General features: G+C 64.5%; 30 protein-coding genes. 17 read left to right on the top strand and 13 right to left on the bottom strand.

Annotated elements, in window-relative coordinates; translation table 11 throughout:
* Positions 1 to 12: 12 nt before the first annotated feature.
* Positions 13 to 819: an endonuclease III gene (gene nth / locus EJ071_RS11085; RefSeq protein ID WP_126097902.1), complete on the bottom strand. Its 807-nt coding sequence runs from the start codon at positions 817 to 819 to the stop codon at positions 13 to 15.
* 22 nt (positions 820 to 841) lie between these two features.
* Between nth and EJ071_RS11080 the strand changes: the two genes are divergently transcribed.
* The 8 genes from EJ071_RS11080 (at position 842) to EJ071_RS11045 (ending at position 6,979) form a co-directional block, all read left to right on the top strand.
* Positions 842 to 1,336 (top strand): DUF2244 domain-containing protein, encoded by a 495-nt coding sequence (locus EJ071_RS11080; RefSeq protein ID WP_126097901.1) that lies wholly within the window; start codon positions 842 to 844, stop codon positions 1,334 to 1,336.
* Positions 1,337 to 1,494: 158 nt separating this feature from the next.
* Positions 1,495 to 2,400, top strand: a complete 906-nt coding sequence (locus EJ071_RS11075; RefSeq protein WP_189521442.1) for a methylated-DNA--[protein]-cysteine S-methyltransferase — start codon at positions 1,495 to 1,497, stop codon at positions 2,398 to 2,400.
* A gap of 232 nt (positions 2,401 to 2,632) precedes the next feature.
* On the top strand, positions 2,633 to 3,103 hold the full coding sequence (locus EJ071_RS11070; RefSeq protein WP_126097900.1) for a hypothetical protein: 471 nt from the start codon (positions 2,633 to 2,635) through the stop codon (positions 3,101 to 3,103).
* Between the two features lie 23 nt (positions 3,104 to 3,126).
* Positions 3,127 to 3,522 (top strand): hypothetical protein, encoded by a 396-nt coding sequence (locus EJ071_RS11065; protein ID WP_126097899.1) that lies wholly within the window; start codon positions 3,127 to 3,129, stop codon positions 3,520 to 3,522.
* Entirely contained in the window at positions 3,489 to 4,010 is a 522-nt protein-coding gene (locus tag EJ071_RS11060; RefSeq protein ID WP_126097898.1) for a hypothetical protein, read from the top strand. Before EJ071_RS11065 ends, EJ071_RS11060 begins: the two co-directional genes overlap by 34 nt.
* A complete protein-coding gene (locus tag EJ071_RS11055; protein ID WP_126097897.1) occupies positions 3,985 to 4,467 on the top strand; it encodes a hypothetical protein in 483 nt (160 codons plus the stop codon). The genes EJ071_RS11060 and EJ071_RS11055 overlap by 26 nt, the downstream gene beginning before the upstream one ends.
* A gap of 152 nt (positions 4,468 to 4,619) precedes the next feature.
* Positions 4,620 to 5,522, top strand: coding sequence for a ribokinase (locus EJ071_RS11050; protein ID WP_126097896.1), 903 nt, complete (start codon positions 4,620 to 4,622; stop codon positions 5,520 to 5,522).
* 5 nt (positions 5,523 to 5,527) lie between these two features.
* On the top strand, positions 5,528 to 6,979 hold the full coding sequence (locus EJ071_RS11045) for an amidase (protein ID WP_126097895.1): 1,452 nt from the start codon (positions 5,528 to 5,530) through the stop codon (positions 6,977 to 6,979).
* A gap of 97 nt (positions 6,980 to 7,076) precedes the next feature.
* Here the strand turns inward: EJ071_RS11045 and EJ071_RS11040 are convergent, their stop codons facing one another.
* The 3 genes from EJ071_RS11040 to EJ071_RS11030 all read right to left on the bottom strand — a co-directional run bounded on the left by EJ071_RS11040 (position 7,077) and on the right by EJ071_RS11030 (position 9,872).
* A complete protein-coding gene (locus EJ071_RS11040; RefSeq protein WP_126097894.1) occupies positions 7,077 to 7,553 on the bottom strand; it encodes a YbaK/EbsC family protein in 477 nt (158 codons plus the stop codon).
* Positions 7,550 to 8,983, bottom strand: coding sequence for a tryptophanase (locus EJ071_RS11035; RefSeq protein WP_126097893.1), 1,434 nt, complete (start codon positions 8,981 to 8,983; stop codon positions 7,550 to 7,552). Before EJ071_RS11035 ends, EJ071_RS11040 begins: the two co-directional genes overlap by 4 nt.
* Positions 8,984 to 9,044: 61 nt before the next feature.
* Positions 9,045 to 9,872, bottom strand: coding sequence for an AraC family transcriptional regulator (locus EJ071_RS11030; RefSeq protein WP_189521441.1), 828 nt, complete (start codon positions 9,870 to 9,872; stop codon positions 9,045 to 9,047).
* Between the two features lie 205 nt (positions 9,873 to 10,077).
* On the opposite strand from EJ071_RS11030, the gene EJ071_RS11025 reads away from it, so the two are divergent.
* On the top strand, positions 10,078 to 10,692 hold the full coding sequence (locus tag EJ071_RS11025) for a LysE family translocator (RefSeq protein ID WP_126097891.1): 615 nt from the start codon (positions 10,078 to 10,080) through the stop codon (positions 10,690 to 10,692).
* A gap of 41 nt (positions 10,693 to 10,733) precedes the next feature.
* Here the strand turns inward: EJ071_RS11025 and EJ071_RS11020 are convergent, their stop codons facing one another.
* Positions 10,734 to 11,675 (bottom strand): nucleoside hydrolase, encoded by a 942-nt coding sequence (locus EJ071_RS11020; protein WP_126097890.1) that lies wholly within the window; start codon positions 11,673 to 11,675, stop codon positions 10,734 to 10,736.
* A 141-nt stretch (positions 11,676 to 11,816) separates the two neighbouring features.
* On the opposite strand from EJ071_RS11020, the gene EJ071_RS11015 reads away from it, so the two are divergent.
* Together EJ071_RS11015 and EJ071_RS11010 are read left to right on the top strand one after the other, a co-directional pair.
* Complete coding sequence (locus tag EJ071_RS11015; RefSeq protein WP_126097889.1) at positions 11,817 to 12,242, top strand: Hsp20 family protein; 426 nt, start codon at positions 11,817 to 11,819, stop codon at positions 12,240 to 12,242.
* Between the two features lie 65 nt (positions 12,243 to 12,307).
* Complete coding sequence (locus tag EJ071_RS11010) at positions 12,308 to 12,565, top strand: DUF1150 family protein (RefSeq protein WP_126097888.1); 258 nt, start codon at positions 12,308 to 12,310, stop codon at positions 12,563 to 12,565.
* Positions 12,566 to 12,652: 87 nt separating this feature from the next.
* Here EJ071_RS11010 and ptsN read toward each other — a convergent pair whose 3' ends face one another.
* The 6 genes from ptsN to lptC form a co-directional block, all read right to left on the bottom strand.
* Positions 12,653 to 13,117, bottom strand: a complete 465-nt coding sequence (gene ptsN, locus EJ071_RS11005) for a PTS IIA-like nitrogen regulatory protein PtsN (RefSeq protein WP_027165361.1) — start codon at positions 13,115 to 13,117, stop codon at positions 12,653 to 12,655.
* A 61-nt stretch (positions 13,118 to 13,178) separates the two neighbouring features.
* Positions 13,179 to 13,763 carry a ribosome-associated translation inhibitor RaiA gene (raiA, locus tag EJ071_RS11000; RefSeq protein WP_126097887.1) on the bottom strand — a complete coding sequence of 195 codons (585 nt, stop codon included), beginning with the start codon at positions 13,761 to 13,763 and terminating at the stop codon, positions 13,179 to 13,181.
* 315 nt (positions 13,764 to 14,078) lie between these two features.
* Positions 14,079 to 15,608, bottom strand: a complete 1,530-nt coding sequence (rpoN, locus tag EJ071_RS10995) for an RNA polymerase factor sigma-54 (RefSeq protein ID WP_126097886.1) — start codon at positions 15,606 to 15,608, stop codon at positions 14,079 to 14,081.
* 188 nt (positions 15,609 to 15,796) lie between these two features.
* Positions 15,797 to 16,615 (bottom strand): LPS export ABC transporter ATP-binding protein, encoded by an 819-nt coding sequence (gene lptB / locus EJ071_RS10990; RefSeq protein WP_126097885.1) that lies wholly within the window; start codon positions 16,613 to 16,615, stop codon positions 15,797 to 15,799.
* A complete protein-coding gene (locus tag EJ071_RS10985) occupies positions 16,615 to 17,217 on the bottom strand; it encodes an LptA/OstA family protein (protein WP_126097884.1) in 603 nt (200 codons plus the stop codon). Before EJ071_RS10985 ends, lptB begins: the two co-directional genes overlap by 1 nt.
* A complete protein-coding gene (gene lptC / locus EJ071_RS10980) occupies positions 17,204 to 17,917 on the bottom strand; it encodes an LPS export ABC transporter periplasmic protein LptC (protein ID WP_126097883.1) in 714 nt (237 codons plus the stop codon). Before lptC ends, EJ071_RS10985 begins: the two co-directional genes overlap by 14 nt.
* A 294-nt stretch (positions 17,918 to 18,211) precedes the next feature.
* Between lptC and sppA the strand changes: the two genes are divergently transcribed.
* From sppA to EJ071_RS10960, 4 genes are all read left to right on the top strand, one after another.
* Entirely contained in the window at positions 18,212 to 19,165 is a 954-nt protein-coding gene (gene sppA, locus EJ071_RS10975; protein WP_126097882.1) for a signal peptide peptidase SppA, read from the top strand.
* Between the two features lie 77 nt (positions 19,166 to 19,242).
* Complete coding sequence (locus tag EJ071_RS10970) at positions 19,243 to 19,527, top strand: integration host factor subunit beta (protein WP_027165368.1); 285 nt, start codon at positions 19,243 to 19,245, stop codon at positions 19,525 to 19,527.
* Between the two features lie 164 nt (positions 19,528 to 19,691).
* Positions 19,692 to 20,024 carry a LapA family protein gene (locus EJ071_RS10965; RefSeq protein ID WP_126097881.1) on the top strand — a complete coding sequence of 111 codons (333 nt, stop codon included), beginning with the start codon at positions 19,692 to 19,694 and terminating at the stop codon, positions 20,022 to 20,024.
* 84 nt (positions 20,025 to 20,108) lie between these two features.
* Complete coding sequence (locus tag EJ071_RS10960; RefSeq protein ID WP_126097880.1) at positions 20,109 to 21,071, top strand: ornithine cyclodeaminase family protein; 963 nt, start codon at positions 20,109 to 20,111, stop codon at positions 21,069 to 21,071.
* Between the two features lie 81 nt (positions 21,072 to 21,152).
* Here the strand turns inward: EJ071_RS10960 and EJ071_RS10955 are convergent, their stop codons facing one another.
* Positions 21,153 to 21,524 (bottom strand): VOC family protein, encoded by a 372-nt coding sequence (locus EJ071_RS10955; RefSeq protein WP_126097879.1) that lies wholly within the window; start codon positions 21,522 to 21,524, stop codon positions 21,153 to 21,155.
* Between the two features lie 70 nt (positions 21,525 to 21,594).
* Positions 21,595 to 22,305: a YafY family protein gene (locus EJ071_RS10950; RefSeq protein ID WP_126097878.1), complete on the bottom strand. Its 711-nt coding sequence runs from the start codon at positions 22,303 to 22,305 to the stop codon at positions 21,595 to 21,597.
* A 124-nt stretch (positions 22,306 to 22,429) separates the two neighbouring features.
* On the opposite strand from EJ071_RS10950, the gene EJ071_RS10945 reads away from it, so the two are divergent.
* Positions 22,430 to 23,491, top strand: coding sequence for a class I SAM-dependent rRNA methyltransferase (locus EJ071_RS10945; RefSeq protein ID WP_126097877.1), 1,062 nt, complete (start codon positions 22,430 to 22,432; stop codon positions 23,489 to 23,491).
* 1 nt (position 23,492) lies between these two features.
* Positions 23,493 to 24,353, top strand: a complete 861-nt coding sequence (locus EJ071_RS10940; protein WP_126097876.1) for an RNA methyltransferase — start codon at positions 23,493 to 23,495, stop codon at positions 24,351 to 24,353.
* Positions 24,354 to 24,359 lie beyond the last annotated feature (6 nt).

Genomic DNA, 24,359 nt, shown 5'->3' with positions numbered 1-24,359 from the left:
AAAACATAAACTCTAAACCTCGGCGGGAAACGCCTCCTTCAAGGGCGCGATCGGCACCAGCGGCGCCGGCACGTCGGTGGTCTTTTCCTTGGATTTGCAGATGTCGGCGATCACGCAGATCGGGCAGTCCGGCTTGCGCGCCTTGCAGACATAGCGGCCGTGCAGGATCAGCCAATGATGCGCGTGGCGCATATATTCGGCCGGGATAACTTTCAAGAACCCCTGCTCGACCTGCTCCGGCGTCTTGCCGGGCGCCAGCCCGATCCGGTTGCCGATGCGGAAGATATGCGTGTCGACCGCCATCGTGTGCTGGCCGAAGGCGACGTTGAGCACGACATTGGCGGTCTTGCGCCCGACGCCCGGCAGCTTGACCAATTCGTCGCGATCCTCCGGCACCTTGCCGGCATAGTCGTCGATCAGCGCCTTCGAGAGCGCGATCACGTTCTTGGCCTTGTTGCGCCACAGCCCGATGGTGCGGATATAGTCGCCGACCTTGGCCTCGCCGAGCGCCAGCATCTTCTGCGGCGTGTCGGCCGCCGAAAATAGCGCTTTCGTCGCCTTGTTGACGCCGGCATCGGTTGCCTGCGCCGACAGCACCACCGCGATCAGCAATGTGAAAGCGTTGATATAGTCGAGCTCGCCCTTCGGCTCCGGCCGCTGCACGGAAAAGCGCCGGAAAATCTCATGCAGCTCGGCGGCAGTATAGAGCGAGCGCGGCCCGCGCTTCCGGGACGGCGCCTTTGCTTTCGCGCCGCCGCCTGAGGCGGAGGCAGACTGCTTTTTGACGGGCAAGGAATTTTTGGACTTGGGAAGCGTCATTCCCCTCCTATAATATTCCCTCATGAGCGACACAAACGCCTCGTTCGAAGCCGACAAGCCGTTTTTCGAGGCTTTGCTGACGCCGCATCGTTCCCTCGGCCGCACCGGCTTTCTCATCCTGATGGGCGCGCTGATGTTCGGCTGGGCGGTCACCGGCGCGATCTTCCTGGCGCATGGCGCATGGCCGGTCTTCGGCTTCTGCGGGCTCGACGTGGTCGGTGTCTACATCGCCTTCCGCGTCAACTATCGCGCCGCGCGCGCCCGCGAGGAGATCTCGGTCTCGCGCACCAGCCTCGACATCCGCAAAACGGCGCCGTCGGGCCGTTTCGAGGATCATCGCTTCAACCCGTTCTGGACGCGGTTTTCGATCGCCCGCCATGCCGAGATCGGCATCACCAAAATGGCGGTGGAAGCACAAGGCAGGAGCGTCTCGATCGGCAGCTTCCTCAATCCTGACGACCGCGAAAGCTTCGCCACCGCCTTTTCGCGCGCGCTGGCGACCGCCAAGGCGCGCTGAGGTCTCCCTCGCCCCGGTCACACTAACTTTTCGCCGGCCATGATTGTCCCTCTGGTTGGAACCGATATGGGCGGCGGGAAGGCAAGTTTCGGGTGGTGGCAAAGCGCCGGAAGACCGATATTCGCGGTCAAAGAGATATTGCCATGGGAGATATTGCCATGAACGCCCAGATGACCATGAATACCCTGATGAAACCGTCCGCGATCCTGCAGAACGACATCACTCCCGAGGGCAGCGACTACGAAGTGGTTCGCCGCGCCATCGAAAAGATCAGCCTCGACTATCGCGACCAGCCTTCGCTGGAGGTTCTGGCCGAAGCAGTCGGCGAGACGCCGACCGGCCTGCAGAAGCTCTTTACCCGTTGGGCCGGCCTGTCGCCGAAAGCTTTCCTGCAGGCGGTAACCCTCGACCACGCGCGCAGGCTGCTCGATTCCGGCATGCCGCTGCTCGAAACCTCATTCGAGCTCGGCATGTCGGGCCCCGGCCGGCTGCACGACCTCTTCGTCACCCACGAGGCGATGTCGCCCGGCGACTACAAGACCCGCGGCGCCGGCCTCACCATCCGCTACGGCTACCACATCTCGCCTTTCGGCATCGCGCTCATCATGGTGACCGACCGCGGTCTGGCCGGCTTGGCCTTCTGCGATGCCGGCGGCGAGCGGGCTGCCTTCGCCGATATGTCCGGCCGCTGGCCGAACGCTTCCTATGTCGAGGATATGTCGGCCACCCAGCCTTATGCCGCGCGCGTCTTCGATCCGACGCTGTGGCGCGCCGACCAGCCGCTGCGCGTGGTGATGATCGGCACCGATTTCCAGCTGCGTGTCTGGGAGGCGCTGCTGCGCATCCCGATGGGCAAGGCCTGCACCTATTCCTCGATCGCGGCAAGCATCGGCGCGCCGAACGCAAGCCGGGCTGTCGGTGCGGCGGTCGGTGCCAATCCGATGTCCTTCGTGGTTCCTTGCCACCGTGCGCTGGGCAAGTCCGGAGCGCTGACCGGCTATCACTGGGGCTTGACGCGCAAGCGCGCCATCCTCGGCTGGGAAGCGGGGCAAGTGGCTTCCTGAAAGCTCGACTTTTCCGCACAGTTGCGAAAAAGCGCGCATCAAAGTATAAACAAGTATAACTGAAACAATTCCATCCAAATATCTGAAAAATACAACCGGCAGCAACCTCTGGTTTCGCCGGTTGTATTATAAGTTGCTTGGTGTTCTTATTTTAGTTAACGCTAAATTAACCATGATGAATGGATGATGCCCCTATGCTGAGCCGGCCATTCGGCTCGAAAGAGGGGTCTCGATGAAGTTCCTGCGCGTCGCAATGGCCGCGAGCCTGCTGGCCGCTTGCGCCGGCCAGACGGCATCGGCCGCCACCGGGAATGTGCTGTTCAACGGCACCATCACCGCCACCTGCACGCTGACCGTCAACTCGAACGGCACCATGACCGTGAGCAGCAACCTGCAATCGCTGAGCTCCCACAATGCGGGCGGCTCGGCCGGCAGCGTCCAGGTCGACACTACGGGCGGCGTTTCGCTGAGCGTCGACCCGGTGACCACGACCACCGCGCCGACGAGCGACGTCACAGCCACCACCTGGACACCGACCTTCGCTACAACCGGCGCGCAGACCATTGTCGAAACAGGCACCGCGACAGCGCTCACCGTGCCCGGCACGTCGACCGCCGCGATCAATCTTACGGGCACCAAGAGCGGCACCAACCGCTTCTCGGCCGGCGGCTACCAGGCGACGGTGACGGTGCGCTGCGAATAGTTCTCTCGCCAATGGAGCGGTCGTTGACAAAGGTTCGGATCTTCTTCGCGGCAGCGCTGGCAGCAAGCCTTGCTCCCCTTGCGGCGACGGCACAGTCGATGACGCCCATGCGCGGCGAAGTGAGATCCTTCACCGATGCCTTCGCCGTCCGGGTCTTTCCCGGCAATCCGTATGATCAGCGAATCCGGGTCGAGGTCCATGTCTACGACCAGGATTTTCAGCCCGTCGACGCCCAGATCACGCCGAGGGCCTTCCTGCTTGCCGGCCAGGCATCGCGTCCGGTTCTCGTGGTCGTGCCGTTCGACGGCGCGACCGAGCGTAAGGTGCGTATCTGTACCGAGAGTATCCCCTTTCCAGGCGAGCAGACGCAGATAAGGGCGCAGATATGCGGAAAGTTCTTCGGGCATCGCAGGTTCTGACCCTCTCGTTGCTGCCTGCCTTGGCGGTCGTCAGTCGGGGGTTCGCCGAGGATATCCTGAACCTGAACCAGAACCAGACGGGCTTCACCTTGCCCGGCGTCACCTTGCCCCAAGGCCAGGATGAGGTGCATGCCAGCGACGGCACGACCTGCCGCTCGGCCGTTTCAGGCAGCGGCGCCTATCTGGATGTCGGCGTCATACGGGGCAACAGCAGCAGCCAGTCGAACAGCGACGTCGCCACCTACGGCCGCGTGGTGATCCCGATCGGGCGGACGCCCAAGCGCCTGGACTGCAGCCGCCTCTACGAGCTCGAGGTCGAGCGCCTGCAAATGGAGTTGCGGCTCCTGAAGATGGGACTGGCTCCGGACGGCCAGATTACCGGGAGCGTGGCCGCCACGGCTCCCTCGGGCACGCCACCGGCATGGGCCAACGAAGGCTGGAGCATCAGAGGCGGAACCGACGGTGGCAGGAAAAAGAAGAAGAACTAGCCACGCGCTGCTTGCCGCAGCCGCGCTCGGCGGTTTCGGCCTCCCAGCGCAAGCCGCAATCGTCGGCACCTGCACGATCGTGATCGGCAGCTCAGGAGCGATGAAGGCGAACCCGGCGATCAACATATTCGGTTCCAGGCAGGCGGGCGGATCGAGCGCAACCGCCACCATCACCGCGAGCTCGCTGCTCTGCACGATCCTCAACCTGCTCGACTGCTATTCCGTCTCGGCGCCCGCGCCGATCGCCTTCACCTCGGCGCCGAGCGGCGGCGACGCCAACGTCACTTTTGACACCGTCTTCCGCCTCGACGGCTCGGGGGCGGACATACCGGGCAGCTCGCCGCAGCGCGTCACCAACGGCACCCACACCATCCAGGTCGACCTCACGGCGACGAAATCTGCCGGCATCTTCCCGGCGGGCAATTATCAGGGCATGGTCACAGTGCGCTGCGAATGAAGCTGTGGGCCAAGCCACACGCGCAACCGGCATGATCTGGCAACCGGCGATCTTTGCGGCTAGCCTCCCGCGCAATCAATCGCGTAAAAGCAAGGGCTTGGAGCACACCGGCCTTCGACCGAAGGCTGGACCGTTCCGGCAGGAGGCGTTTCTTGATCATCATCGTCGGCTCGATCAACCTCGACCTGATCGCCAATGTCGACCGCTTGCCGGAGCCCGGCGAGACGGTCCGCGGCTCCGGCTTCGCCACCGCTCCCGGCGGTAAGGGCGCCAACCAGGCGCTGGCCGCCGCCCGCGCCGGCGCCGAGGTGCGCATGGTGGGCGCCGTCGGCAAGGATAGCTTTGCCGCCGAGGCGTTGGCGCTGCTGAAAGCCGGCAATGTCGATCTTTCCGGCGTCGGCGAAAGCTTCGCCTCCACCGGCACGGCGCTGATCCTGGTCGGCGCCGACGGCGAAAACGTTATCGCGGTGGTGCCGGGCGCCAATGATTCAGTGCTGCCCGGCGATGTCGCCAAGGCCCATCTGAAGAAAGGCGATGTCGTGCTTCTGCAGCATGAGATCCCGCTGCAAACTGTCGATGCCACGCTCGACGCCGCGCGTGCGGCAGGTGCCGTCAGCATCCTCAACACCGCGCCTTTCCGCGCCGAAGCGGCCGGCTTCCTCGGCAAGGCGGACTTTGCCGTCGCCAACGAAACCGAATTCGACCTCTATGGCGAAGCGCTGGCGCTGTCGGGCCGCGACCGGCAGGCCCGGATGCGCGACTATGCCCGAAAGACCGGCCGCGCCATCGTCGTCACGCTCGGCGGCGACGGCGTGCTGGCCGCCACTGCCGACCATGTCCTCACCGTTCCGGCGCTGAAGATCACCCCGGTCGACACGGTCGGCGCCGGCGACACCTTTTGCGGCTATTTTGGCGCCGGCATGGCGTACGGCCTCTCGCTTGAACAGGCGCTCACGCGCGCCGCGGCGGCAGGCTCGCTCGCCTGCCTGAAGCCGGGCGCCCAGCCGGCGATCCCGCTGGCGAAGGACGTCGACGCGGCCCTGGCCGCACGGTGACGGCGATGCGCCCCTCGACGAAACATGCCGTGTCGCCGGCCGGCGACATCTGCCGCCTGTCCGCCCTGGAACTCGCAGACAAGATCAGGCAGCGACAGCTCTCGGTGCGCGAGGTCGTCAACGCTTTCCTCGACCGTATCGAAGCGGTGAACCCGCTGGTCAACGCCATCGTGTCGCTGCGCGACCCATCCGACATCCTCGCCGAGGCCGACCGGGCCGACGCCCATCTGGCGCGAGGTGGCGAGGCTGGATCGCTATTCGGCCTGCCGATCGCCATCAAGGACCTTGCTTTGACCAAGGGCTTGAGGACCACTTTCGGCTCGCCGATCTTCGCCGATTTCGTGCCCCAGGAAGACGACTTCTTCGTCGAACGCCTCCGCAAAGCCGGCGCCATCATCATCGGCAAGACCAATGTTCCGGAATTCGGGCTGGGCTCCAACACCTACAACCCGGTCTTCGGACCGACGCTCAACGCCTTCGATCCGGTCCTCACCGCCGGCGGCTCGAGCGGCGGCGCGGCGGTGGCGCTGGCGCTCGACATGCTGCCGGTCGCCGACGGCAGCGACTTCGGCGGCTCGCTGCGCAACCCCGCAGCTTACAACAACGTCTATGGCTTTCGCCCGTCGCAGGGGCTGGTGCCGGCCGGCCCCGACATCGATGTCTTCCACGCCCAGATGGGCGTCGAAGGGCCGATGGGCCGCAACGTGCGCGACATCGCGCTGCTGCTCGACGAGCAGGCCGGACACCATCCACGGGCTCCGTTGTCACATGACAAGCAGGGCTCTTTCCTGGAAGGGCTGCGCACGAAAGCGGTCGGCGGCCGCATCGCCTGGCTCGGCGATCTCGGCGGCCAGCTACCGACGGAGCCCGGGATCCTCGAGCTTTGCGAAAGCGCGCTGGCCCGCTTCTCCGATGCATCCTTCGCAACCGAGGCGCTGGTGCCGGACGTCGACTTCGAAGCGTTGTGGCAGGCCTTCGTGACGCTGCGCCAGGCAAGCAGCGGCTGCGGGCTGAAGGCGCACTATGACGATCCGGAAAAACGCAAGCTGCTGAAGCCGGAAGCCGTCTGGGAAGTCGAACAGGCGATACGCCTCACCGCGCCGCAAATCCACGCCGCCACGGTCCGGCGCTCTTTATGGCACCGCACGCTGCTGTCGCTGTTCGAGCGCTTCGATCTCATCGTCCTGCCGACGGCGCAGGTTTTCCCCTTCGACGTCGCCACCCACTGGCCGCGCGAGATCGCCGGGCGCGCCATGGACAGCTATCACCGCTGGATGCAGGTCTCCGCCTTTGCCACGCTGGGCGCCTGCCCGGCGCTCAACGTGCCGGTCGGCTTCGACGGCAAGGGTCGGCCGATGGGCATGCAACTGATCGGCCGCGCGCGCGGCGACCTCGCCGTGCTCAAGGCTGGCGCCGCCTATGAGGCGACGCTGCCCTGGCCGGCGGGCGCGAGCTGAAGCAATTCCCGAGAAGTGTAGCGATTTCCCGTCCGGAATTGCATCAAGCCAAATAGCTGGAGCAGTTCGGCACGGCCATATTGGACTGCTCCACCTGTCACATCGCAACCGGAGCCGGTGTGGCGAAATCGCCGAGCTCGCCGTCGGCGATGTCCAGCCACACGTCGCGGTCGATGATCAGTGTCGCCGTGTTGCGGCCTGTTCCGCAGACGATCTGATCGAGCCCGAGCACGGCGCGATCGATAAGCACGCGGGCGCTGCCGATGGGCAGCGGCACGATGCCGCCCTGCTCCATGTCGAGGTCCCTGCGCACGCTCTGGGCGTCAGCAAGCCACAGATCGGCCCTGCGCAGCCCGAGCGCGTCGGCGATCTTCTTGTAATCTGCCCGGTCGGCCGCTCTCAGCGCGACGATCGCGAAGCCGCCCGGCCGCGCGAAGGTCAGGCCCTTGACCATTTTCGCCGGGTCCAGCGACAGGATGGTCTTGGCTTCCTCGAAGGAGATGAGCGGCGCATGCGTCTCGACCTGGAAGCGCGCGCCGCGTTCTTCCAGGAACCGCTTGACCGAAGGGCTCATGCTTTCGCCATCTCCGCCGCTTGCAGTGTCGTCGCCGCTTTCCCGGCCCAGCAAAACCGCGCCGTGAAGTGGCGCAGGATCGGCGGCTCATAGACGAAGTCAAGGCCGCGGATCGTCTTTGCCCGCTTCGCGACCGCGATCAGCGCATCGGCGATGTAGTCCATATGGTCGTTGGTGTAGACCCGGCGCGGGATGGTGAGACGCAGGAGTTCGAGCGGCGATTTTTCCTGCTTTCCCGTCGCGGGATCGCGGCCCAGCATCAGCGAACCGATCTCCACGGCACGCACGCCCGCTTCCAGATAAAGTTCGCAGGCCAGCGCATGTGCAGGGAAACTGTCGGCGGGAATATGGGACAGCATCGCGGCGCCGTCGACGAATACGGCGTGCCCACCGGTCGGGTACTGGATCGGCACGCCCGCCTGCCGCAGCCTTTCGCCGAGATAGGCGACCTGGCCGACGCGGTATGCGAGATAATCGGTCTCGACCGCCTCCTCGAGGCCAATGGCGATCGCCTCCATGTCGCGGCCGGCAAGTCCGCCATAGGTGATGAAGCCTTCCATCGGCACGCAACGCACCTGCACCGCCCGGAACAGGTCGGCGTCCCGGCGGAAGGCGCAGAAGCCGCCGATATTGACCAACCCGTCCTTCTTGGCCGAGAGCGTGAGCAGGTCGCCATAGCACATCATCTCGCGAACGATGTCGCGGATCGAGCGGTCGGCATAACCCTCCTCGCGCTGCTGGATGAACCACGCATTTTCTGCAAAACGCGTGGCGTCGATCATCACCGGGATGCCGTGGTTGCGCGCCATTTCGGACGCGGCTCTCAGATTGGCCATCGACACCGGCTGTCCCCCGGCGCTGTTGCAGGTCACCGTCGCGACGATGCCTGCGACATTCGCCGCGCCATGCGTTTCGATCGCCGCCGCCAGCGCGGCAAGATCGAAATTGCCCTTCCAGTCGTCATAGTGCGCGGTGTCGTTGGCGGCCTTGGTGAGCACGTTCACGGCCTTGGCCCCGGCGAGCTCGACATGCGCCTTGGTCGTGTCGAAATGGTAGTTGGAGATGAAGACCGGCGCCTTCGAGCCGCGACGCTTGACCAATTCAGGGAAGACGATCTGTTCCGCGCCTCGCCCCTGATGGGTTGGGATCATATAGGGATAGCCGAACAGCCGTTCGACCGTTTCGGCAAGGCGGTAGAAGTTGCGGCTGCCGGCATAGGCTTCGTCGCCGAGCAGCAGCCCCGCCCACTGCCGGTCGCTCATCGCGCCGGTACCGCTGTCGGTCAGAAGGTCGATGTAGACGTCCTCGCTCCTGAGCAGGAAGGGATTGAGCCCCGCCTCGATAAGCGCCGCCTCGCGAAAGGCGCGGTCGGTCATGCGGATCGGCTCGACCATCTTGATGCGGAAAGGTTCGGGGATGCGCTTGTTCATGGCATGCTCCATCGTTGCGGCCTGAAGCGCCGCGTTCGTTGCAGGGATTGGCTGGATCAGGTCAGGCGGCGAAGGCCGCGCGATAGGCCCCGGGAGGCACGCCGACGCGCGCCTTGAAGATACGGGTCAGATGCGCCTGGTCGCTGAAGCCTGTGGCCATCGCCGCCGACAGCGGATCGAGGCCGCTGCGCAGCATCGCCTTGGCCGCGTCGACACGCCGGTTGATCAGGAAGGCGTGCGGCGACATCCCGGTCCTGCGGTGGAAGGCGCGGATCAGCCGCTGCCGCGACAGCCGCGCCTCGGCCGCCAGATCGTCCAGCGTCAGCCGCTCGGCGAAGCGCTCCGAGAGAAGCTCGACAATGCGGGCAACCGGCCCGCGCTCGCTGCCGGCGAGCGGGAAACGCACCCCGGCATGCACCGACAGGCAGTAGACATAGGCGGCGAGCAGCTTCTCCTCGGCCTCCATAGGCGAGCATTTCTCCTCCCACAGGCGATGCGCTGCGAAAAACAGGGCAGCACCGCGCGGGTCATGCACGATCGGCTCGCGGAATGTCGGCGTTCCGGTCCGGTCGAACGAGGTGTTTTCCGAGGCGATCTCGCGCAGCAGGGCAGCCGACGGATAGCTGACGCGGTAGCTGAAACCGTCATTGGCCGGCGCGCCGTCATGCACCTCGAAAGGATTGTAGAGCGTGAGATCGCCGGCGCGCACCGCATGGTTGCGCCCGCGAATGAAGATGGTGCCTGTGCCGTGCCACAACGTGCCGACAACGAAGGTATCGTGCGCATGCGGCTGATAGCGGTGGCGCTTGAAGGTGGCGGAGAGGCACTCGATACCGCCCACCGGCGCGGTGAAATAGCTCGCACTCTCGTCCTGGCTCAGCGCGTTCATGACCGTCTCCGTGCACTGCATGGCCGGAAATCTAACATCCTGGGGGTCACCGGTATTGCACAAAGATATCACCGGCCGAATTTGTGAAGCGCCGCAAAATCAGCCGATAGTCCTCCGACGCGCTATTTTCGTTGGCTTGCTTCCCCGGCACGTGCATTCTGGCGGCCGGCTGCCGCACGAGCCGCAGAAGAGCCGAGGGAAGATCATGTCGCTGGAGCTTTACGCCGCCTATGTCGTCGCCTGCATCGTCATCATGCTGGTGCCGGGGCCAACCGTCACGCTGATCATCGCCAACAGCATGCGCCACGGCTCGCGCGCCGGGCTTGCCAATGTCGCCGGCACCCAGGCGGGCCTCGCCATCATGATCGCCATCGTCGGCATCGGCCTCAACACGCTGATCGCCGGCATGGGCCACTGGTTCGAATGGGTGCGGCTGATCGGCGCCGCCTATCTGATCTGGATGGGCGTGCAGATGTTTCGTGCCAAAGGCACGCTGAACCCCGACGGCTCAGCCAGAAAGCCGCGTGGCGGCTTCTTCCTGCAGGGGTTCTTGGTGGCCATCTCCAATCCGAAGACGCTTGTCTTCTTCGGCGCCTTCTTCCCGCAGTTCATCGCCCCGCAGGGCAATTACACGCTGCAGATCTTGGTCATGGGCCTGACCGCGATGGTCTTCGCCGCCATGTCGGACTCGACCTACGCCCTTGCCGCCGGCCGCGCCGGTCGCGTCCTATCGGCCAGCCGCGTCAAGCTGCTCTCCCGCGTCAGCGGCAGCTTCCTGGTCGGCGGCGGGCTCTGGCTGGCGTTCTCGAAGGCGAAGTGAGCGCCTCCTCCCCTTCCCCCTTGCGGGGGAAGGAAGAGGCGTTACAGCCGCCCCAGCCTCTCGACCAGCAGCGCGAAGAAAGCGTCATGGTCGATGTCGCGCATCACCATGGCGTTCTTCTCGCGCCTGCTGACGCCCCACCAGTCGATGACCGTCATGCCCATGGCGAGCTCGGAGGTCGTCTCGACGCTGACGTTGCAGCGGCGGCCCTTGAACAATTCCGGCTTGATGAGATAGGCGATCACGCACGGATCGTGCAGCGGCCCGCCGTCGGTGCCGTATTTCTCCTCGTCGAAGCGCTCGAAGAATTCCAGCATCTCGGCGGTTGCGGTGCCGACCCTGGTGCCGAGCTCGCGAAAGGCCTTGGTGCGCCTGGCGGTGGTCAGCGCCTTGTGGGTTACGTCGAGCGGCATCATCACGATCGGAATGCCGGATTTGAACACCACGTCGGCCGCCTGCGGGTCGACATAGATGTTGAATTCGGCGGCGGGCGTGACGTTGCCGCCCTCGAAGAAACCGCCCCCCATCAGCACGATTTCCTTGATGCGCGGCGCGATCCGCGGCTCGCGGATCAGCGCCAGGGCGATGTTGGTGAGCGGCCCGAGCGGGCAGAGGGTGATCGTGCCGCTTGGCTCGTTCATCAAAGTCTCGACGATGAAGTCGACCGCGTACTTTTCCTGCAACGGCATCGTCGGTTCCGGCAGTTGCGGCCCGTTGAGGCCGGTCTTGCCATGCACTTCCTCGGCGGTGACGAGCTCGCGCGCCAGCGGCCGGATGGCGCCCGCATAGACCTTGATGTCGGGCCGGCCGGCAAGCTCGCAGATCTTGCGGGCGTTCTTTTCGGTGAGTTTCAGCGGCACGTTGCCGGCAACGGCGGTGATGCCGACGACCTCCAGTTCGGAGCTGCCGAGCGCCAGCAATATGGCGACGGCATCGTCCTGGCCGGGGTCCGTGTCGATGATGATCTTTCGTGACTGGGGCATTTCAATTCCTTTTTGGGGAGTCTTTTTGGGCGGGGTTTTGATGGCTTGAACTTGATCGCGCGGCGGACCATATCAAGACCATCGGGAAAAATGCCATCCGGGTTTTTCCAGTTTATGTCGCTCTTGAGAGGACAGTGTAACATGAGCCGAATGACGCCCTTCTCCAGCCCGCTTCTGCTGGGTTTCGACGCCATGGAAAAGACGCTCGAACGTCTGGCGAAGTCGGGCGACAGCTATCCTCCGTATAACATCGAGCGCCTGAGCGCCGCCGACGGCAATGCCGAGAGGCTGCGCATCACGCTTGCCGTGGCGGGTTTCGCCGAGAGCGACCTCGATGTCACCACGGAGGAGAACCAACTGATCGTGCGCGGCCGTCAGACCGACGACACCGAGCGCGAGTTCCTCCACCGCGGCATCGCCGCGCGCCAGTTCCAGCGCTGCTTCGTGCTGGCCGACGGCATGCGGGTCGTCGGCGCTGAGCTGAAGAACGGTCTTTTGTCGATCGATCTCGACCGTCCGGAGGCCGAACGGCTGGTACGGAAAATAAACATATCGGTGAAAGACTGATCTTTGCCGATGGCTCTAATGCGGGACGGCCGGAAGCGGCGTCCTCGCGCCAAGGAGGCTTGAAAATGACCAGAACTGACGAAACCCTGACCATGACCAGCGGCGAGTTCGCCCATCTCGGCGAAGGTTCGGTCGCTTACCTGAGGAAAGTATCGAGCGACGATCTGCGCGGCCGCTTCCCCGGCCTCGACGAGATCGCGCCCGGCCTGGAGCTGTGGGCGCTGTTTGCCGCCAACGGCCAGCCGATCCTGCTTTCCGATGCCCGAGACCGGGCGCTGGCGGGTGCGCTGGAGAACGATCTCACCACGGTCGCCATCCACTGATCCTGCACGTCGTCTGAACTGGAAAGGGCCGCTCCCGGCGGTCCCTGAAGGTTTTATCCCAAAAAACTACGTTTCGCGCGAGAAGCTTCAGGCCGCGTGCGAGGCCTGCGTATCCGACAACAGCGCGTGGATCGCCACCGCGTCGCGCGTCCCCCTGATCTTGGCCACCGTATCGGCATCGCGCAGCACGCGCGCGATGCGCGACAGCGCCTTGAGATGGTCGGCGCCGGCGCCTTCGGGCGCAAGCAGCAGGAACACCAGATCGACCGGCTGGTCGTCGAGCGCCTCGAAATCGACCGGCGTCTCCAGCCGGGCGAACACGCCCGCGATCCGCTTCACGCCCGCGAGCTTGCCATGCGGAATGGCGATGCCGTTGCCGACGCCGGTGGAGCCCAGCCGCTCGCGCTGCAGGATCGTGTCGAACACTTCCCGCTCCGGAATCCCTGAAATCGCTGCCGCCCTCTCCGACAGCAATTGCAGAAGCTGCTTTTTGGAATTCGCCTTCAACGCCGGCATGATAGCCGAGACGCTGATGAGATCGCTGAGATCCATGCTTGAAAAATCCCTTGCTCGCCTTGCCGCGCCAGTCGTCCCCCTCGCACGGCTGGCTTTCTTATCCCTGCGCGACTTTGGTCGTCGATGGATCGATCCAGCCGATGTTCCCATCCGGCCGGCGGTAGACGATGTTGAGATGGTCGTTTCCGGCGTTGCGGAAGACGAAGACCGGGCTGTCCTTGGTGTCGAGCTCGATGACAGCCGATGCCACCGACATGGTGCGAAGCGTCATGGTCGATTCGGCAACGATGGCCGGAGCGAAGTTTTCCGGGATTTCCTCGTCATCGTCGGCGAGCGGCTCCATCACGGTGTAGGCGATGTCGGAGGACTCGCCATTGCCATTGTTGGAAGTGTGCGACTTCAGCCGGCGCTTGTAGCGCCGCAGCCGCGTTTCGAGGCGATCGGCGGCCGCCTCGAAGGCAAGTGTGGGATCCTGGGCGTCGCCGGTCGCCTGCAGCGAGGCGCCGGAATCGAGTCGGATCATGCAATCGGCCGAGAAGCGCGACCCTGCCTTGATGACCGTTACATGTCCTGAAAAACCTCGATCGAAATACTTTTCGATCGCTTCGTTGACACGATCGTTGATGCGCGTACGGAACGCATCGCCGATGTCCATGTGTTTTCCCGAAATGCGCAGATTCATCTGAAAACTGACCTTCCTTGCTCAGGCTTCAAACTGTCCCGAGTTTATACCCGTGGTGCGCGCGCACAAGCTTTGCAGCGGCATGCGCGCCTATTTTAGACCCGAACTTTCCGGTTGATCACAAGTCGCCTTCTTGGCCGTCCGAGGCCTTCGCTTTGACGGACCCATTCGCGAGCGGGCATCACGGCCCGGCTCATGCGGGCGGGCTTCTAGACACTTCATTGCAGCTTGTCAATGAAGCTCGAAAACTGTGGAAATCCGCGCGCTCCTTAAGCCCACACCAACTAGGGCAGGCCGGCTGAATATCAACCGACCTTAGCGTCCGGCGTTGGCGAGCGCCCGCTTCTCGCGGCGGCGCTGCACCGATGAAGGGATGTTCATGCCTTCCCGGTACTTGGCGACGGTGCGGCGGGCGATGTCGACGCCGCTTTCCCTCAGCATGTCGACGATGGCGTCGTCGGAAAGCACGTCGGCGGGCTTTTCCTCGTCGATCAGCTGCTTGATGCGGTCGCGCACGGCTTCCGAGGAATGCGCCTCGCCGCCTTCCGCAGAGGCGATCGAAGCGGTGAAGAAATAGCGCAGCTCGAACACGCCGCGCGGCGTCAGCATGTATTTGTTGGCGGTGACGCGGCTGACCGTCGATTCATGCATGCCGATCGCGTCGGCCACTGTGCGCAGGTTGAGCGGTTTCAGGTGCCGTACGCCATGGACGAGGAACGCGTCCTGCTGGCGCACGATTTCCGAGGCCACCTTGAGGATGGTCTTCGCCCGCTGGTCGAGGCTGCGCGTCAGCCAGTTGGCGTTCTGCAGGCATTCGGCGAGAAAGTCCTTTTCCGCCTGGTCCTTGGCGTGGCTGGAAACACGGGCAAAATACACGTTGTCGACCAAAACGCGTGGCAGCGTGTCGGAATTGAGCTCCACCGCCCAACTGCCGTCGGCGGCGGCGCGCACCTCGACATCGGCGATGATCGCGTCGCTGGCGCCGCCCGAAAATGCCATACCGGGCCGCGGATCGAGCGCCCGGATTTCGGCCAGCATGTCGAGAAGGTCTTCCTCGTCGACGCCGCAGATGCGCTTCAGTGTCTGGAAATCGCGCCGCGCCAGAAGTTCGAGGTTGGCGACCAAGCTTTTCATCGCCGGGTCGAGCCGGTCGCGCATGGCAAGCTGCAAGGACAGGCATTCGGCGAGATCGCGCGCAAACAGGCCGGCCGGCTCGAAGGCCTGGCAGACCGCGAGCACGCGTGCCACGGCCGCCTTGTCCGCACCAAGCCGCGCGGCAACCTCGTCCAGGTCGGAGCGCAGATAGCCGGCCTCGTCGAGCCCATCGGCGAGTTCGCCTGCAATGAGGCGTTCGGCAGGGTTCGGGAAGGCCAGCGCGATCTGCTCGCCGACATGCTCGCGCAGCGTCACTACGGTCGCCGCCATCTCGCCGACATCGAAACCCTCGGACGAAGCACCGCCGGCGCTGCCTCCGGACGCCGACTTCCACTGCGCCGTGAGGTCCGGTCCCAGCCTCTCGCTCGTTCCGGGGTCGTCGGGGAACAGGTTCTCCAGCGACGAATCAAGCTTTTCCGAGATCGCCTCGGCGCTCCATTCCGTTTCGGTCTCGAACCAATCATCCCCGCTGGCGGGTTCCGCCGCGGTCTCGCTCTTCTGCGGCTGGTCGCCGCTCGCATCCTCCTGTGGCTCGGCCCGCTCCAAAAGCGGATTGCGCTCGATCTCCTCGTCGATGAAGCGTTCGAGCTCGACATGGGTGAGCTGCAGCAGCCGGATCGACTGCATCAGCTGGGGCGTCATCACCAGCGACTGGGACTGTCTGAGCTGCAGTTTGGCCGCCAGCGCCATGGTTGGATTCAAACGCCTCGTCTACGCATCGAACTGCCGTTTTTCAGTCGGGCATAGAAACTGGCCCGGCTTTTGCTTGTCAAGGCAAACGCTAGCAGCGACGGCTTACCGGAGCGTTATTCGCGGGCGGAACTGGCGGGAATCTCGAAAAACAGACGAAAATCCTGCCGGATTGGAGAATTTTACACCTAGAGCGTAAATCCCTCGCCGAGATAGAGACGCCGCACATCGGCGTTGGCGACGATTTCGTCGGCCCGGCCATGCGTCAGCACCTGGCCGGCATGGATGATATAGGCGCGGTCGATCAGGCCCAGCGTCTCGCGCACATTGTGGTCGGTGATCAGCACGCCGATGCCGCGCGCGGTCAGATGGCGAACGAGCTGCTGGATGTCGGCGACCGCGATCGGGTCGATACCGGCGAAGGGCTCGTCGAGCAGCATATAGGCCGGCCGCGTCGCCAGCGCCCGCGCGATCTCGAGACGGCGTCTCTCGCCGCCCGACAGCGACAGCGACGGCGCCTTGCGCAGATGGCTGATGTGGAATTCCTCGAGCAGCTCGTCGAGGGTGCGCTCGCGCTCCTTGCGGCTCTTTTCCACCACCTCCAACACCGCGCGGATGTTCTGCTCGACGCTCAAGCCGCGGAAGATCGACGCTTCCTGCGGCAGGTAGCCGATGCCGAGGCGGGCCCGCCGGTACATCGGCATCGAGGTGACGTCGAAGCCGTCGATCTCGATCGTGCCTTCGTCCACCGGGACAAGGCCGGTGACCATATAGAAGCAGGTGGTCTTGCCGGCGCCGTTCGGGCCAAGCAGCCCGACCGCCTCGCCGGCGCGCACGCCGAGCGTCACGCCGCTCACCACCTTGCGGCCCTTGTAGCTCTTGGTCAGGCCCTTGGCGATCAGGGTGCCCTTGAACTTCGCCTTGTCGACGCCGACCGTTGCCGGGGCAGCCGGTTTTGCGGCCGCCCGCCCCGGAAGGCGGGCCAGCAGCGACGATACGCCGGCCATTAGTTGCTCGACGCTCCCTGCTGGGCCGTTCCCTGCTTCTGGGGCGTTATCGACATGATGACGCGGCCGCTGCTGCCACAGCCGTCGACATTGGCAAGGCCGCTCTTCATCTGCACGGTGAGCTTGCAGCCCTTGAGCACATTGTCGCCCTGCGAGAGCACCACTTCATTGCCGGAAAGAACGAGCACCTGCGTCTTCATGTCGAAGGTGCCCTTGTCGCCGGTGGCGATCTGGTCGTTCGACTTGATGTAGACTTTGTTCTCGACCACGAGGTGGTCGATATTGGCCGCACCCGTCATCGCCGACGCGCCGGCCGCCGCGCCCTTGGGGGCGTTGGCATCCTTGACGTAAAAGACCGTCATCTTGCCGGCCTTGAGCAGCGTCGGCCCCTGGTTGACGGTGACGTTGCCGCTGAAAATCGCCGCGCTGTCGGCCTGCCGGACCTCCAGCTTGTCGCTTTCGATCTGGATCGGCTGGTCGCCCGACAATTTCAGGCCGGACATCTGGCTGGTGCCGCTCGACTGGGCAAGCGCGGGCGCCGCCCCCAGCAACAGCAAGAAAGAGGCCGCCGCTGCAAGCCTTGCCGAATTACTGCGACGCATTCTGTTCTCCGCTCTTTGCCTCTGCCGCCTTCAGACTGGCCGCATCGATGTTGACGCGCACCCGGTTCTCGAAGACCACCACCTTGCCGTTCTCTTCCACCGACATCGAGTCGGCGGTGATGCGCGACCCGGCGCGGCTGACATCGACCGGATTGTCCGTCTTCATAGAGCCTTTGCCCATGTCTAGGAAGACCGATTTGAACTTGGCTTCCATGCCGTCGCTGGTGGTCACCGAGACATCGCTGGTGAGGTCCATCGTGTTGGCGTCTCGGTTGTAGATGCCGTGCGCGGCGTTGACCGACACGACGTTGTCGCTGGCGACGGGCAATTTGGCATTGATGCCTTCGAGGTCGATGATGCCTTGCTTGCCGACATCCTGCGTCGCCCTGGTCGCCGTCAGCGAATAAGGCAGTTTCTGCTTGGTGAAGCCGTTGAGCTTGGGATTGGCCATCACCAGCTTGCCGTCCGAAAAGGCTGTGCCCTCGGCCTGCACCGAGATCGACACCGGCGCGGCGAGATAGGAATAGATTGGAAAGGCGATCGCAATTGCAGCCGCCAGCAGCGGCACGGCGAACTTCAGCACGCGCACGCGGCGCGAATGCCGCTGCGCACGGTCGAACGCGTCGCCCCGCGTGCCGCTTTCGCCAGCGGCAGCCGACACCATTTCGGCATCGCTCGTTTCGTCAGATCGCGCCAACATGACTGTTTTCTAATGAGCCCTTGCCCGCCAAACACCGCCTATAGGTGGTATGCCGGTCCCCGCAAGCAAGCACAAGCGGAGGAAAACTGCAAAAATGTGACGGCTACTACCGCACGACTAGGACGAATTCGGCTGAACTGCCAGCCCTTCATAGCAGATAGGGGCCGCCTGCGTTAATTTTTCGTGAGGTCATCTCCAGCATTCGATCAGCAGCCCCGGTGTACTCATGAAACGGTAGCCGCGCGCGGAGGCTTGCTTTAAAAGCGTCCTTTCCCACCGACTGTGAGGCTGACGATGGCAATGAGAGCCGACGACCTGATCGACCGCCGCCGCTTGCGCCGCAAGCTGACGTTCTGGCGCGTCGCCGCGTTTGTGGTTCTGGCGGCGGCGCTGATCGCATTTTCGGCATGGATCTACGGTGAGGATTTCACCGGCCAGGCGGTCGACCACATCGCCAAGGTCAAGATCGAGGGCACCATCACCGAGGACGAGGAGCTGATCAAAAGGCTGGAGACGATCCGCAAGTCCGCGACGGTGAAGGGCGTCATCCTGTCGATCGATTCGCCCGGAGGCACCACGGTCGGCGGCGAGTCGATCTATGAGGAAGTGCGCAAGCTCGCCGGCGACAAGCCGGTGGTGGCCGAGGTCGGCACGCTGGCGGCGTCCGCCGGCTATATGATCGCGAGTGCGGCCGACCACATCGTTGCCCGCAAGACCTCGATCGTCGGCTCGATCGGCGTGCTGATCCAGTATCCCGACGTCAGCGCCCTGATGGACAAGCTCGGCATCAAGCTCGAGGAAGTGAAATCCTCGCCGCTCAAGGCCTCGCCTTCGCCCTTCAAGCCGACCAACGACGACGAGCGCGCAATGGTGCGCAAGCTCATCCTCGACAGCTATGACTGGTTCGTCGGCATTGTCGCCGAACGGCGCAAGATATCGCATGAGCAGGCGCTCGCTCTGGCCGACGGTTCGATCTTCACCGGCCGCCAGGCGCTCGGCAATCACCTGGTCGATGCCGTCGGCGGCGAGACCGAGGCGATCGACTGGCTGGCGACCAAGGGCATCGACAGCAAGCTCAAGGTCGTCGAATGGAAAAGCACGGAGGGGCGCGGCTTCTTCTTTACGAGGAGCATGACCAAAGCCGTCGCCAACGCGCTCGGCCTGCCCGACGCCGGCGGCGACGTCATTCACGAGCTTGGCGCCGACCGCTTGTTCCTTGACGGTCTCGTTTCGGTCTGGCACCCTTGACAACCGTTAGGAAGAACCAAATAAAGCAATAAAATCATCCTGATAAGTGACTGCAGTGGTTTACGGGGAACGTTCTCATGATCAAATCCGAACTTGTGCAAATCATTGCCGCGCGCAACCCGCACCTTTTCCTGCGCGACGTCGAAAACATCGTCGGCGCAATCTTTGACGAGATCACCGATGCGCTTGCCGAAGGCAACAGGGTCGAGTTGCGCGGTTTCGGCGCCTTTTCGGTGAAAAACCGCCCTGCCCGCACCGGCCGCAACCCGCGCACCGGCGAGTCCGTCGAGGTCGAGGAGAAGTGGGTGCCGTTCTTCAAGACCGGCAAGGAGTTGCGCGAAAGGCTGAACGGCGGCAAATAGGCCCGTGCCGGCGGATCGAAACGACGTCTCGGCGCTTAAAGCATGTCTCCCGAAAGTGGGAACCGGTTTCGGGGCAAAGACATGCGTAAAATCAAAAACCTAAGCGCGCAGGGCGAACTCGAAAGATCGCGACGCGCTTTGAGCCGCCTCTCCATGGAGATCTGATGTTCAATCGCTTCATGCTCGTCGTGGTCCTCGTGCCGCTGGCCGTCATCTTGATCGCGCTTGCCGTCGCCAACCGCGGACCGGTCGCCTTCACGCTCGACCCGTTCCATCCGGGCAATCCGGCGCTGACGCTGAATTTGCCGCTTTTCATCTTCCTGTTCCTGGCTTTAGCCATCGGCATGATCGTCGGCAGCTTGGCGACCTGGGTGAAGCAGGGCCGCTACCGCAAGCTCGCGCGCCAGCGCGGCATCGAGGCCGAGAACCTGCGCCAGGCGGTGAGCCGCGCGCCGGCGGCGCCTAAGGGACCAGCGCTGCCGAAACCCTCGAACTGAAGCAATTCCAGGAAAAGCGGTTTTCCGCCTGGGAATTGCGTGAAAGCAAAACTCTAGCGGCGCTCTAATTCTACGGAGTCTTCGATGCTTACCATCTCGGCCGCGGAGGTCGATCAGGCGCTCACCTTTCCAGGGCTGGTCGAGACGCTGCGCACGGCCTTCCGCGACGGTGCGGTGCAGCCGGTGCGTCATCACCACGCCGTCGAACGCCCGGATGGAGCCGCCTCGACACTGCTGTTGATGCCGGCCTGGACCGACTTCAACGCCGCCGGCAGCTCGGCCGGTGGCCATATCGGCGTCAAGATCGTCACCGTGTCGCCGGACAACAACGCCATCGGCAAGCCGGCGGTGATGGGCCTCTATCTGCTGCTCGACGGCACGACGGGCGAGCCTGAGGCGCTGATCGACGGCCAGCGGCTGACGCAGTGGCGCACGGCCTGCGCTTCGGCGCTCGCCGCCTCCTATCTCGCCCGCAAGGATGCCTCGCGGCTTTTGGTGATCGGCGCCGGCGCGCTGTCGCCTTTCCTCGCCAGGGCGCATTCGGCGATGCGGCCGATCAAATCCGTCCGCATCTGGAACCGCACGCCGGCCAATGCCGAAAAGGTGGCGGCAGCGCTCCGCGCCGAAGGCCTTCCGGCGAATGTTGCCGGCGATCTCGAAGCGGAGCTTGGCGAGGCCGACATCGTCTCTTCGGCGACGATCTCGACCACGCCGCTGATCAAGGGCGCGCTGCTGAAGCCGGGCACCCATGTCGATCTGGTCGGCGGCTTCACACCGGAGATGCGCGAGAGCGACGACGATGCAATCGTCCGCGCGCGCGTCTATGTCGACACCCGGGCCGGCGCCACCAAGGAGGCCGGCGACATCGTCCAGCCACTGGCTTCCGGCGTGCTGAAGCCGGAAGCCATCGTCGCCGACCTGCATGAGCTGACGCGCGGGGAGAAACAGGGCCGGCAGGGCGACGGCGAGATCACGCTGTTCAAGTCGGTCGGCGCCGCGCTCGAGGACCTCGCCGCCGGCATCGCGGTCTACGAGGCGCTCAAATAGGCAATAGGGATTGGGCAGTAGGCAGTAGAGCCTCACATCCTACTGCCTACTGCCTACTGCCTACTGCCTACTGCCTACTGCCTACTGCTCATTCGGCCAGTAAACCCGCAGCCGATGACCATCGGGGTCGAGCGCGACGAAGGTGCGGCCGAAATCCATATCGGTCGGCGTCTGCAGGATTTTCAGCCCGCGCTTGGCCCAGTCGGAATGCGTAGCGTCGACGGAGGGTGCGTTCTCGACCGCAAGCACCAGTTCGCCGCCTCCACCAGCAGCGGCTGCAGCCGGCTCCACGGTGTGGCGCGACCAGAGGCCGAGCTTGAAGCCCTTGTCGAGCACGAACATGACGAAGGTCGGCGAAGTCTCGACCGGCTCGCTCCCGAGCAGCGAAGCGTAAAACGCACCGCTCCGCTCAGGGCTGTCGACATAAAGGATGACGAAATTTGGCGTGGCCATGTCTGATCTCCAAGCTGTTTGAACCTTGGCGACCTTAGATCGCGCCACTGTCAGATTCTGGCAGCAGTGTTCAGTCCTCGGAATTGTTCGACGCGTTCTGAACCGGCCTGTCGAGCGTCGCCCGCCATTCCTTCAGCATAGCCTGGCGGCGGCGCGGATAGCGAATATCCGTGGCACTGAGACCCGACATGCGATCGGCGCGAAAGTGGCGAAAATCCTGGCGCATCTCGCACCACGCCACCATCACCCGCACCTTGTCGAAGAAGCCGAGCGCGAACGGCCAGACCAAGCGCTCCGACGCGGCGCCCCCGGCATCGCGATAGAGGAAGCCGAGCTTGCGCTCGTCGCGGATCGCCTGCCGCACCACGCCGAGGTCGATCGCCTCGACGGTTCCCGAACCCGGCCCGACCAGCAGCGTCGTGGCGTCGAGATCCTCGCGCAGATCGTCCGGCAGGACAGCCGCGATCTTGGACAGCGCGTTCGTCGCGGCCGCGGCCAGCCGCTTGTCCGGCTGTTTCGCCACCCAGCGCGAGCCGAGCACGATCGCCTCGATCTCCTCGTCGGTGAACATCAGCGGCGGCAGCATGAAGCCGGGCTTCAGCACATAACCCAGCCCCGCCTCGCCTTCGATCGGCGCGCCCTGCCCCTGCAGCGTCGCGATGTCGCGGTAGAGCGTGCGGATCGACACGCCCATCTCGCCGGCAAGCGTGCGGCCGCTCACCGGCCGGCGGTGGCGGCGCAGGATCTGGATCAGGTCGAGCAGGCGTTCGGAACGGGACATGACCGGAGATTTGCCTGTTTCTTCGGGCGAGGTCCATCGCATCGCGACAGAGCAGCGGCGGACCATCTGGTTGCGAAGGCGGAGGGCCTATGCCAAAAGCGGCCTGCCGTTCCGGAGATTGTTCTTGAAGTCCTTTCGCGACCGAAACCGCGACAACCGTCCGCGCCAGCCGGCGAAACCCGGTTCCAGCCAGTCGCGCCTGCGCGAGACCGCTTCGGCGGCGAGGTCGGAGCCGCATCATCGCCAGGAGGCAAAACCAGCGCCGCGCCCTCTTATCCGCCGCGACGGCCCGCTGCCCGCCGAGCGCCTGCCGCTGATCCTCGAAGTCGCGCCCAACGCCGACTATGCGCTGCTGGACAGCGGCGCCGGCGAGAAGCTGGAGCAGTATGGGCCTTACCGCATCGTGCGTCCGGAAGGCCAGGCGATCTGGCAGCGGGCGCTGCCGGCGAAGGAATGGGAGCGCGCCGACGCCATCTTCACCGGCGACACCGACGAGGAAGGCATCGGCCGCTGGCGTTTCCCGAAAACGCCGCTCGGCGAAACCTGGCCGATGAAGCATGACGGCATCGACTATCTCGGCCGCTTCACCTCCTTCCGCCACGTCGGCGTCTTCCCCGAACAGGCCTCGCACTGGGACCATATGGCAGGGCTGATCGCGGCCGCCCGGCGTCCGGTGAAGGTGCTGAACCTGTTCGGCTACACCGGCCTTGCCTCGCTGGTGGCGGCCCGCGCAGGCGCCGAGGTCACGCATGTCGACGCCTCGAAGAAAGCGATCGGCTGGGCGCGGGAAAACCAGGAGATGGCCGGCCTCTCCGACAAGCCGATCCGCTGGATCGTCGAGGACGCGGTGAAGTTCGCCGAGCGCGAGGAGCGCCGCGGCAGCCGCTACGACATCGTCCTCTTCGACCCGCCGGCTTATGGTCGCGGCCCGAAGGGCGAAGTCTGGCAATTGTTCGAGGACCTGCCGGCTCTCACCGACCTCTGCCGCTCGATCCTGACGCCGAAGCCGCTCGCTGTCGTTCTGACCGCCTATTCGATCCGCGCCTCCTTCTTCGCCATCCATGCCTTGATGCGCGACACCTTCGCCGGCATGGGCGGCACGGTCGAATCCGGCGAGCTGATCATCCGCGAGAAATCGGCCGGCCGCGCGCTGTCGACCTCGCTGTTCTCGCGCTGGGTGGCTTGAAATGGTCGCGTATGACGGACACCGGCCGGTCGGCCAGGTCAAGGAAGTCACCAGCCTCGCCAATCCGCTGGTCAAGGACATCAAGGCGCTGGCGCTGAAGAAATTCCGCGACCAGCAGAACGCCTTCATGGCCGAAGGCTTGAAGCTGGTCATCGACGCGCTCGACCTCGGCTGGTCGATCAGGACGTTGGTCTTCGCCAAGGCAGGACGAGGCAACGCGGCCGTCGAAAAAGTCGCGGCGCGCACGGTCGCCGCCGGCGGCACCGTGCTCGAAGTCTCGGAAAAGGTGCTCACCGCAATCACTCGCCGCGAAAACCCGCAAATGGTCGTCGGCGTCTTCGCGCAGCAGACGCTGCCGCTAAAAGGTATCCGCGCCACAGACGGCGACGTCTGGGTCGCGCTCGACCGCGTGCGCGACCCAGGCAACCTCGGCACCGTCATCCGCACCGTCGATGCCGTTGGCGCCAAGGGCATCATCCTGGTCGGCGACACCACCGATCCGTTTTCGCTGGAAACGGTGCGCGCCACCATGGGCTCGATCTTCGCCGTGCCGGTCGCCAAGGCGACGGAGCAGGCTTTCCTCGCCTGGCGGCGCGATTTCCCGGGTCTGGTCGCAGGGACGCATCTGAAGGGCGCGGTCGACTACCGCTCGGTCGACTTCTCAAGGGGCCCGGTGCTGCTCTTGATGGGCAACGAGCAGCAAGGGCTGCCCGACAGCCTCGCCGAAAGCTGCGACCGGCTGTTGAGAATCCCGCAGGCCGGCCGCGCCGATTCGCTCAATCTGGCGGTTGCCACCGGCGTGATGCTGTTCGAGATCCGGCGCGGCGCGTTGAAGCTCGACCCCGCCACCGACACGCGATGAGGACTG

It is taken from the genome of Mesorhizobium sp. M1B.F.Ca.ET.045.04.1.1 (assembly GCF_003952465.1).
GTDB lineage: Bacteria > Pseudomonadota > Alphaproteobacteria > Rhizobiales > Rhizobiaceae > Mesorhizobium > Mesorhizobium shonense.
The sequence above is the reverse complement of the archived record's forward strand: the minus strand, read 5'-3'. Positions and strand labels throughout refer to the sequence as shown.

What these genes read in the sequence shown, in the direction of transcription:
- lptC (WP_126097883.1), bottom strand. Translation starts at nt 17,917, where the DNA reads ATGTTGGCGCGATCTGACGAAACGAGCGATGCCGAAATGGTGTCGGCT.
- ptsN (WP_027165361.1), bottom strand. Translation starts at nt 13,117, where the DNA reads ATGGATCTCAGCGATCTCATCAGCGTCTCGGCTATCATGCCGGCGTTG.
- EJ071_RS10985 (WP_126097884.1), bottom strand. Translation starts at nt 17,217, where the DNA reads ATGCGTCGCAGTAATTCGGCAAGGCTTGCAGCGGCGGCCTCTTTCTTG.
- EJ071_RS11020 (WP_126097890.1), bottom strand. Translation starts at nt 11,675, where the DNA reads ATGCCCCAGTCACGAAAGATCATCATCGACACGGACCCCGGCCAGGAC.
- EJ071_RS10950 (WP_126097878.1), bottom strand. Translation starts at nt 22,305, where the DNA reads ATGTCCCGTTCCGAACGCCTGCTCGACCTGATCCAGATCCTGCGCCGC.
- EJ071_RS11035 (WP_126097893.1), bottom strand. Translation starts at nt 8,983, where the DNA reads ATGAACAAGCGCATCCCCGAACCTTTCCGCATCAAGATGGTCGAGCCG.
- nth (WP_126097902.1), bottom strand. Translation starts at nt 819, where the DNA reads ATGACGCTTCCCAAGTCCAAAAATTCCTTGCCCGTCAAAAAGCAGTCT.
- lptB (WP_126097885.1), bottom strand. Translation starts at nt 16,615, where the DNA reads ATGGCCGGCGTATCGTCGCTGCTGGCCCGCCTTCCGGGGCGGGCGGCC.
- EJ071_RS10955 (WP_126097879.1), bottom strand. Translation starts at nt 21,524, where the DNA reads ATGGCCACGCCAAATTTCGTCATCCTTTATGTCGACAGCCCTGAGCGG.
- EJ071_RS11060 (WP_126097898.1), top strand. Translation starts at nt 3,489, where the DNA reads ATGCGGAAAGTTCTTCGGGCATCGCAGGTTCTGACCCTCTCGTTGCTG.
- sppA (WP_126097882.1), top strand. Translation starts at nt 18,212, where the DNA reads ATGGCAATGAGAGCCGACGACCTGATCGACCGCCGCCGCTTGCGCCGC.
- raiA (WP_126097887.1), bottom strand. Translation starts at nt 13,763, where the DNA reads ATGAATCTGCGCATTTCGGGAAAACACATGGACATCGGCGATGCGTTC.
- EJ071_RS10960 (WP_126097880.1), top strand. Translation starts at nt 20,109, where the DNA reads ATGCTTACCATCTCGGCCGCGGAGGTCGATCAGGCGCTCACCTTTCCA.
- EJ071_RS10970 (WP_027165368.1), top strand. Translation starts at nt 19,243, where the DNA reads ATGATCAAATCCGAACTTGTGCAAATCATTGCCGCGCGCAACCCGCAC.
- EJ071_RS10965 (WP_126097881.1), top strand. Translation starts at nt 19,692, where the DNA reads ATGTTCAATCGCTTCATGCTCGTCGTGGTCCTCGTGCCGCTGGCCGTC.
- EJ071_RS11080 (WP_126097901.1), top strand. Translation starts at nt 842, where the DNA reads ATGAGCGACACAAACGCCTCGTTCGAAGCCGACAAGCCGTTTTTCGAG.
- EJ071_RS11045 (WP_126097895.1), top strand. Translation starts at nt 5,528, where the DNA reads ATGCGCCCCTCGACGAAACATGCCGTGTCGCCGGCCGGCGACATCTGC.
- EJ071_RS11030 (WP_189521441.1), bottom strand. Translation starts at nt 9,872, where the DNA reads ATGAACGCGCTGAGCCAGGACGAGAGTGCGAGCTATTTCACCGCGCCG.
- EJ071_RS10940 (WP_126097876.1), top strand. Translation starts at nt 23,493, where the DNA reads ATGGTCGCGTATGACGGACACCGGCCGGTCGGCCAGGTCAAGGAAGTC.
- EJ071_RS11040 (WP_126097894.1), bottom strand. Translation starts at nt 7,553, where the DNA reads ATGAGCCCTTCGGTCAAGCGGTTCCTGGAAGAACGCGGCGCGCGCTTC.
- EJ071_RS11025 (WP_126097891.1), top strand. Translation starts at nt 10,078, where the DNA reads ATGTCGCTGGAGCTTTACGCCGCCTATGTCGTCGCCTGCATCGTCATC.
- EJ071_RS11070 (WP_126097900.1), top strand. Translation starts at nt 2,633, where the DNA reads ATGAAGTTCCTGCGCGTCGCAATGGCCGCGAGCCTGCTGGCCGCTTGC.
- EJ071_RS11010 (WP_126097888.1), top strand. Translation starts at nt 12,308, where the DNA reads ATGACCAGAACTGACGAAACCCTGACCATGACCAGCGGCGAGTTCGCC.
- EJ071_RS11075 (WP_189521442.1), top strand. Translation starts at nt 1,495, where the DNA reads ATGAACGCCCAGATGACCATGAATACCCTGATGAAACCGTCCGCGATC.
- rpoN (WP_126097886.1), bottom strand. Translation starts at nt 15,608, where the DNA reads ATGGCGCTGGCGGCCAAACTGCAGCTCAGACAGTCCCAGTCGCTGGTG.
- EJ071_RS11015 (WP_126097889.1), top strand. Translation starts at nt 11,817, where the DNA reads ATGAGCCGAATGACGCCCTTCTCCAGCCCGCTTCTGCTGGGTTTCGAC.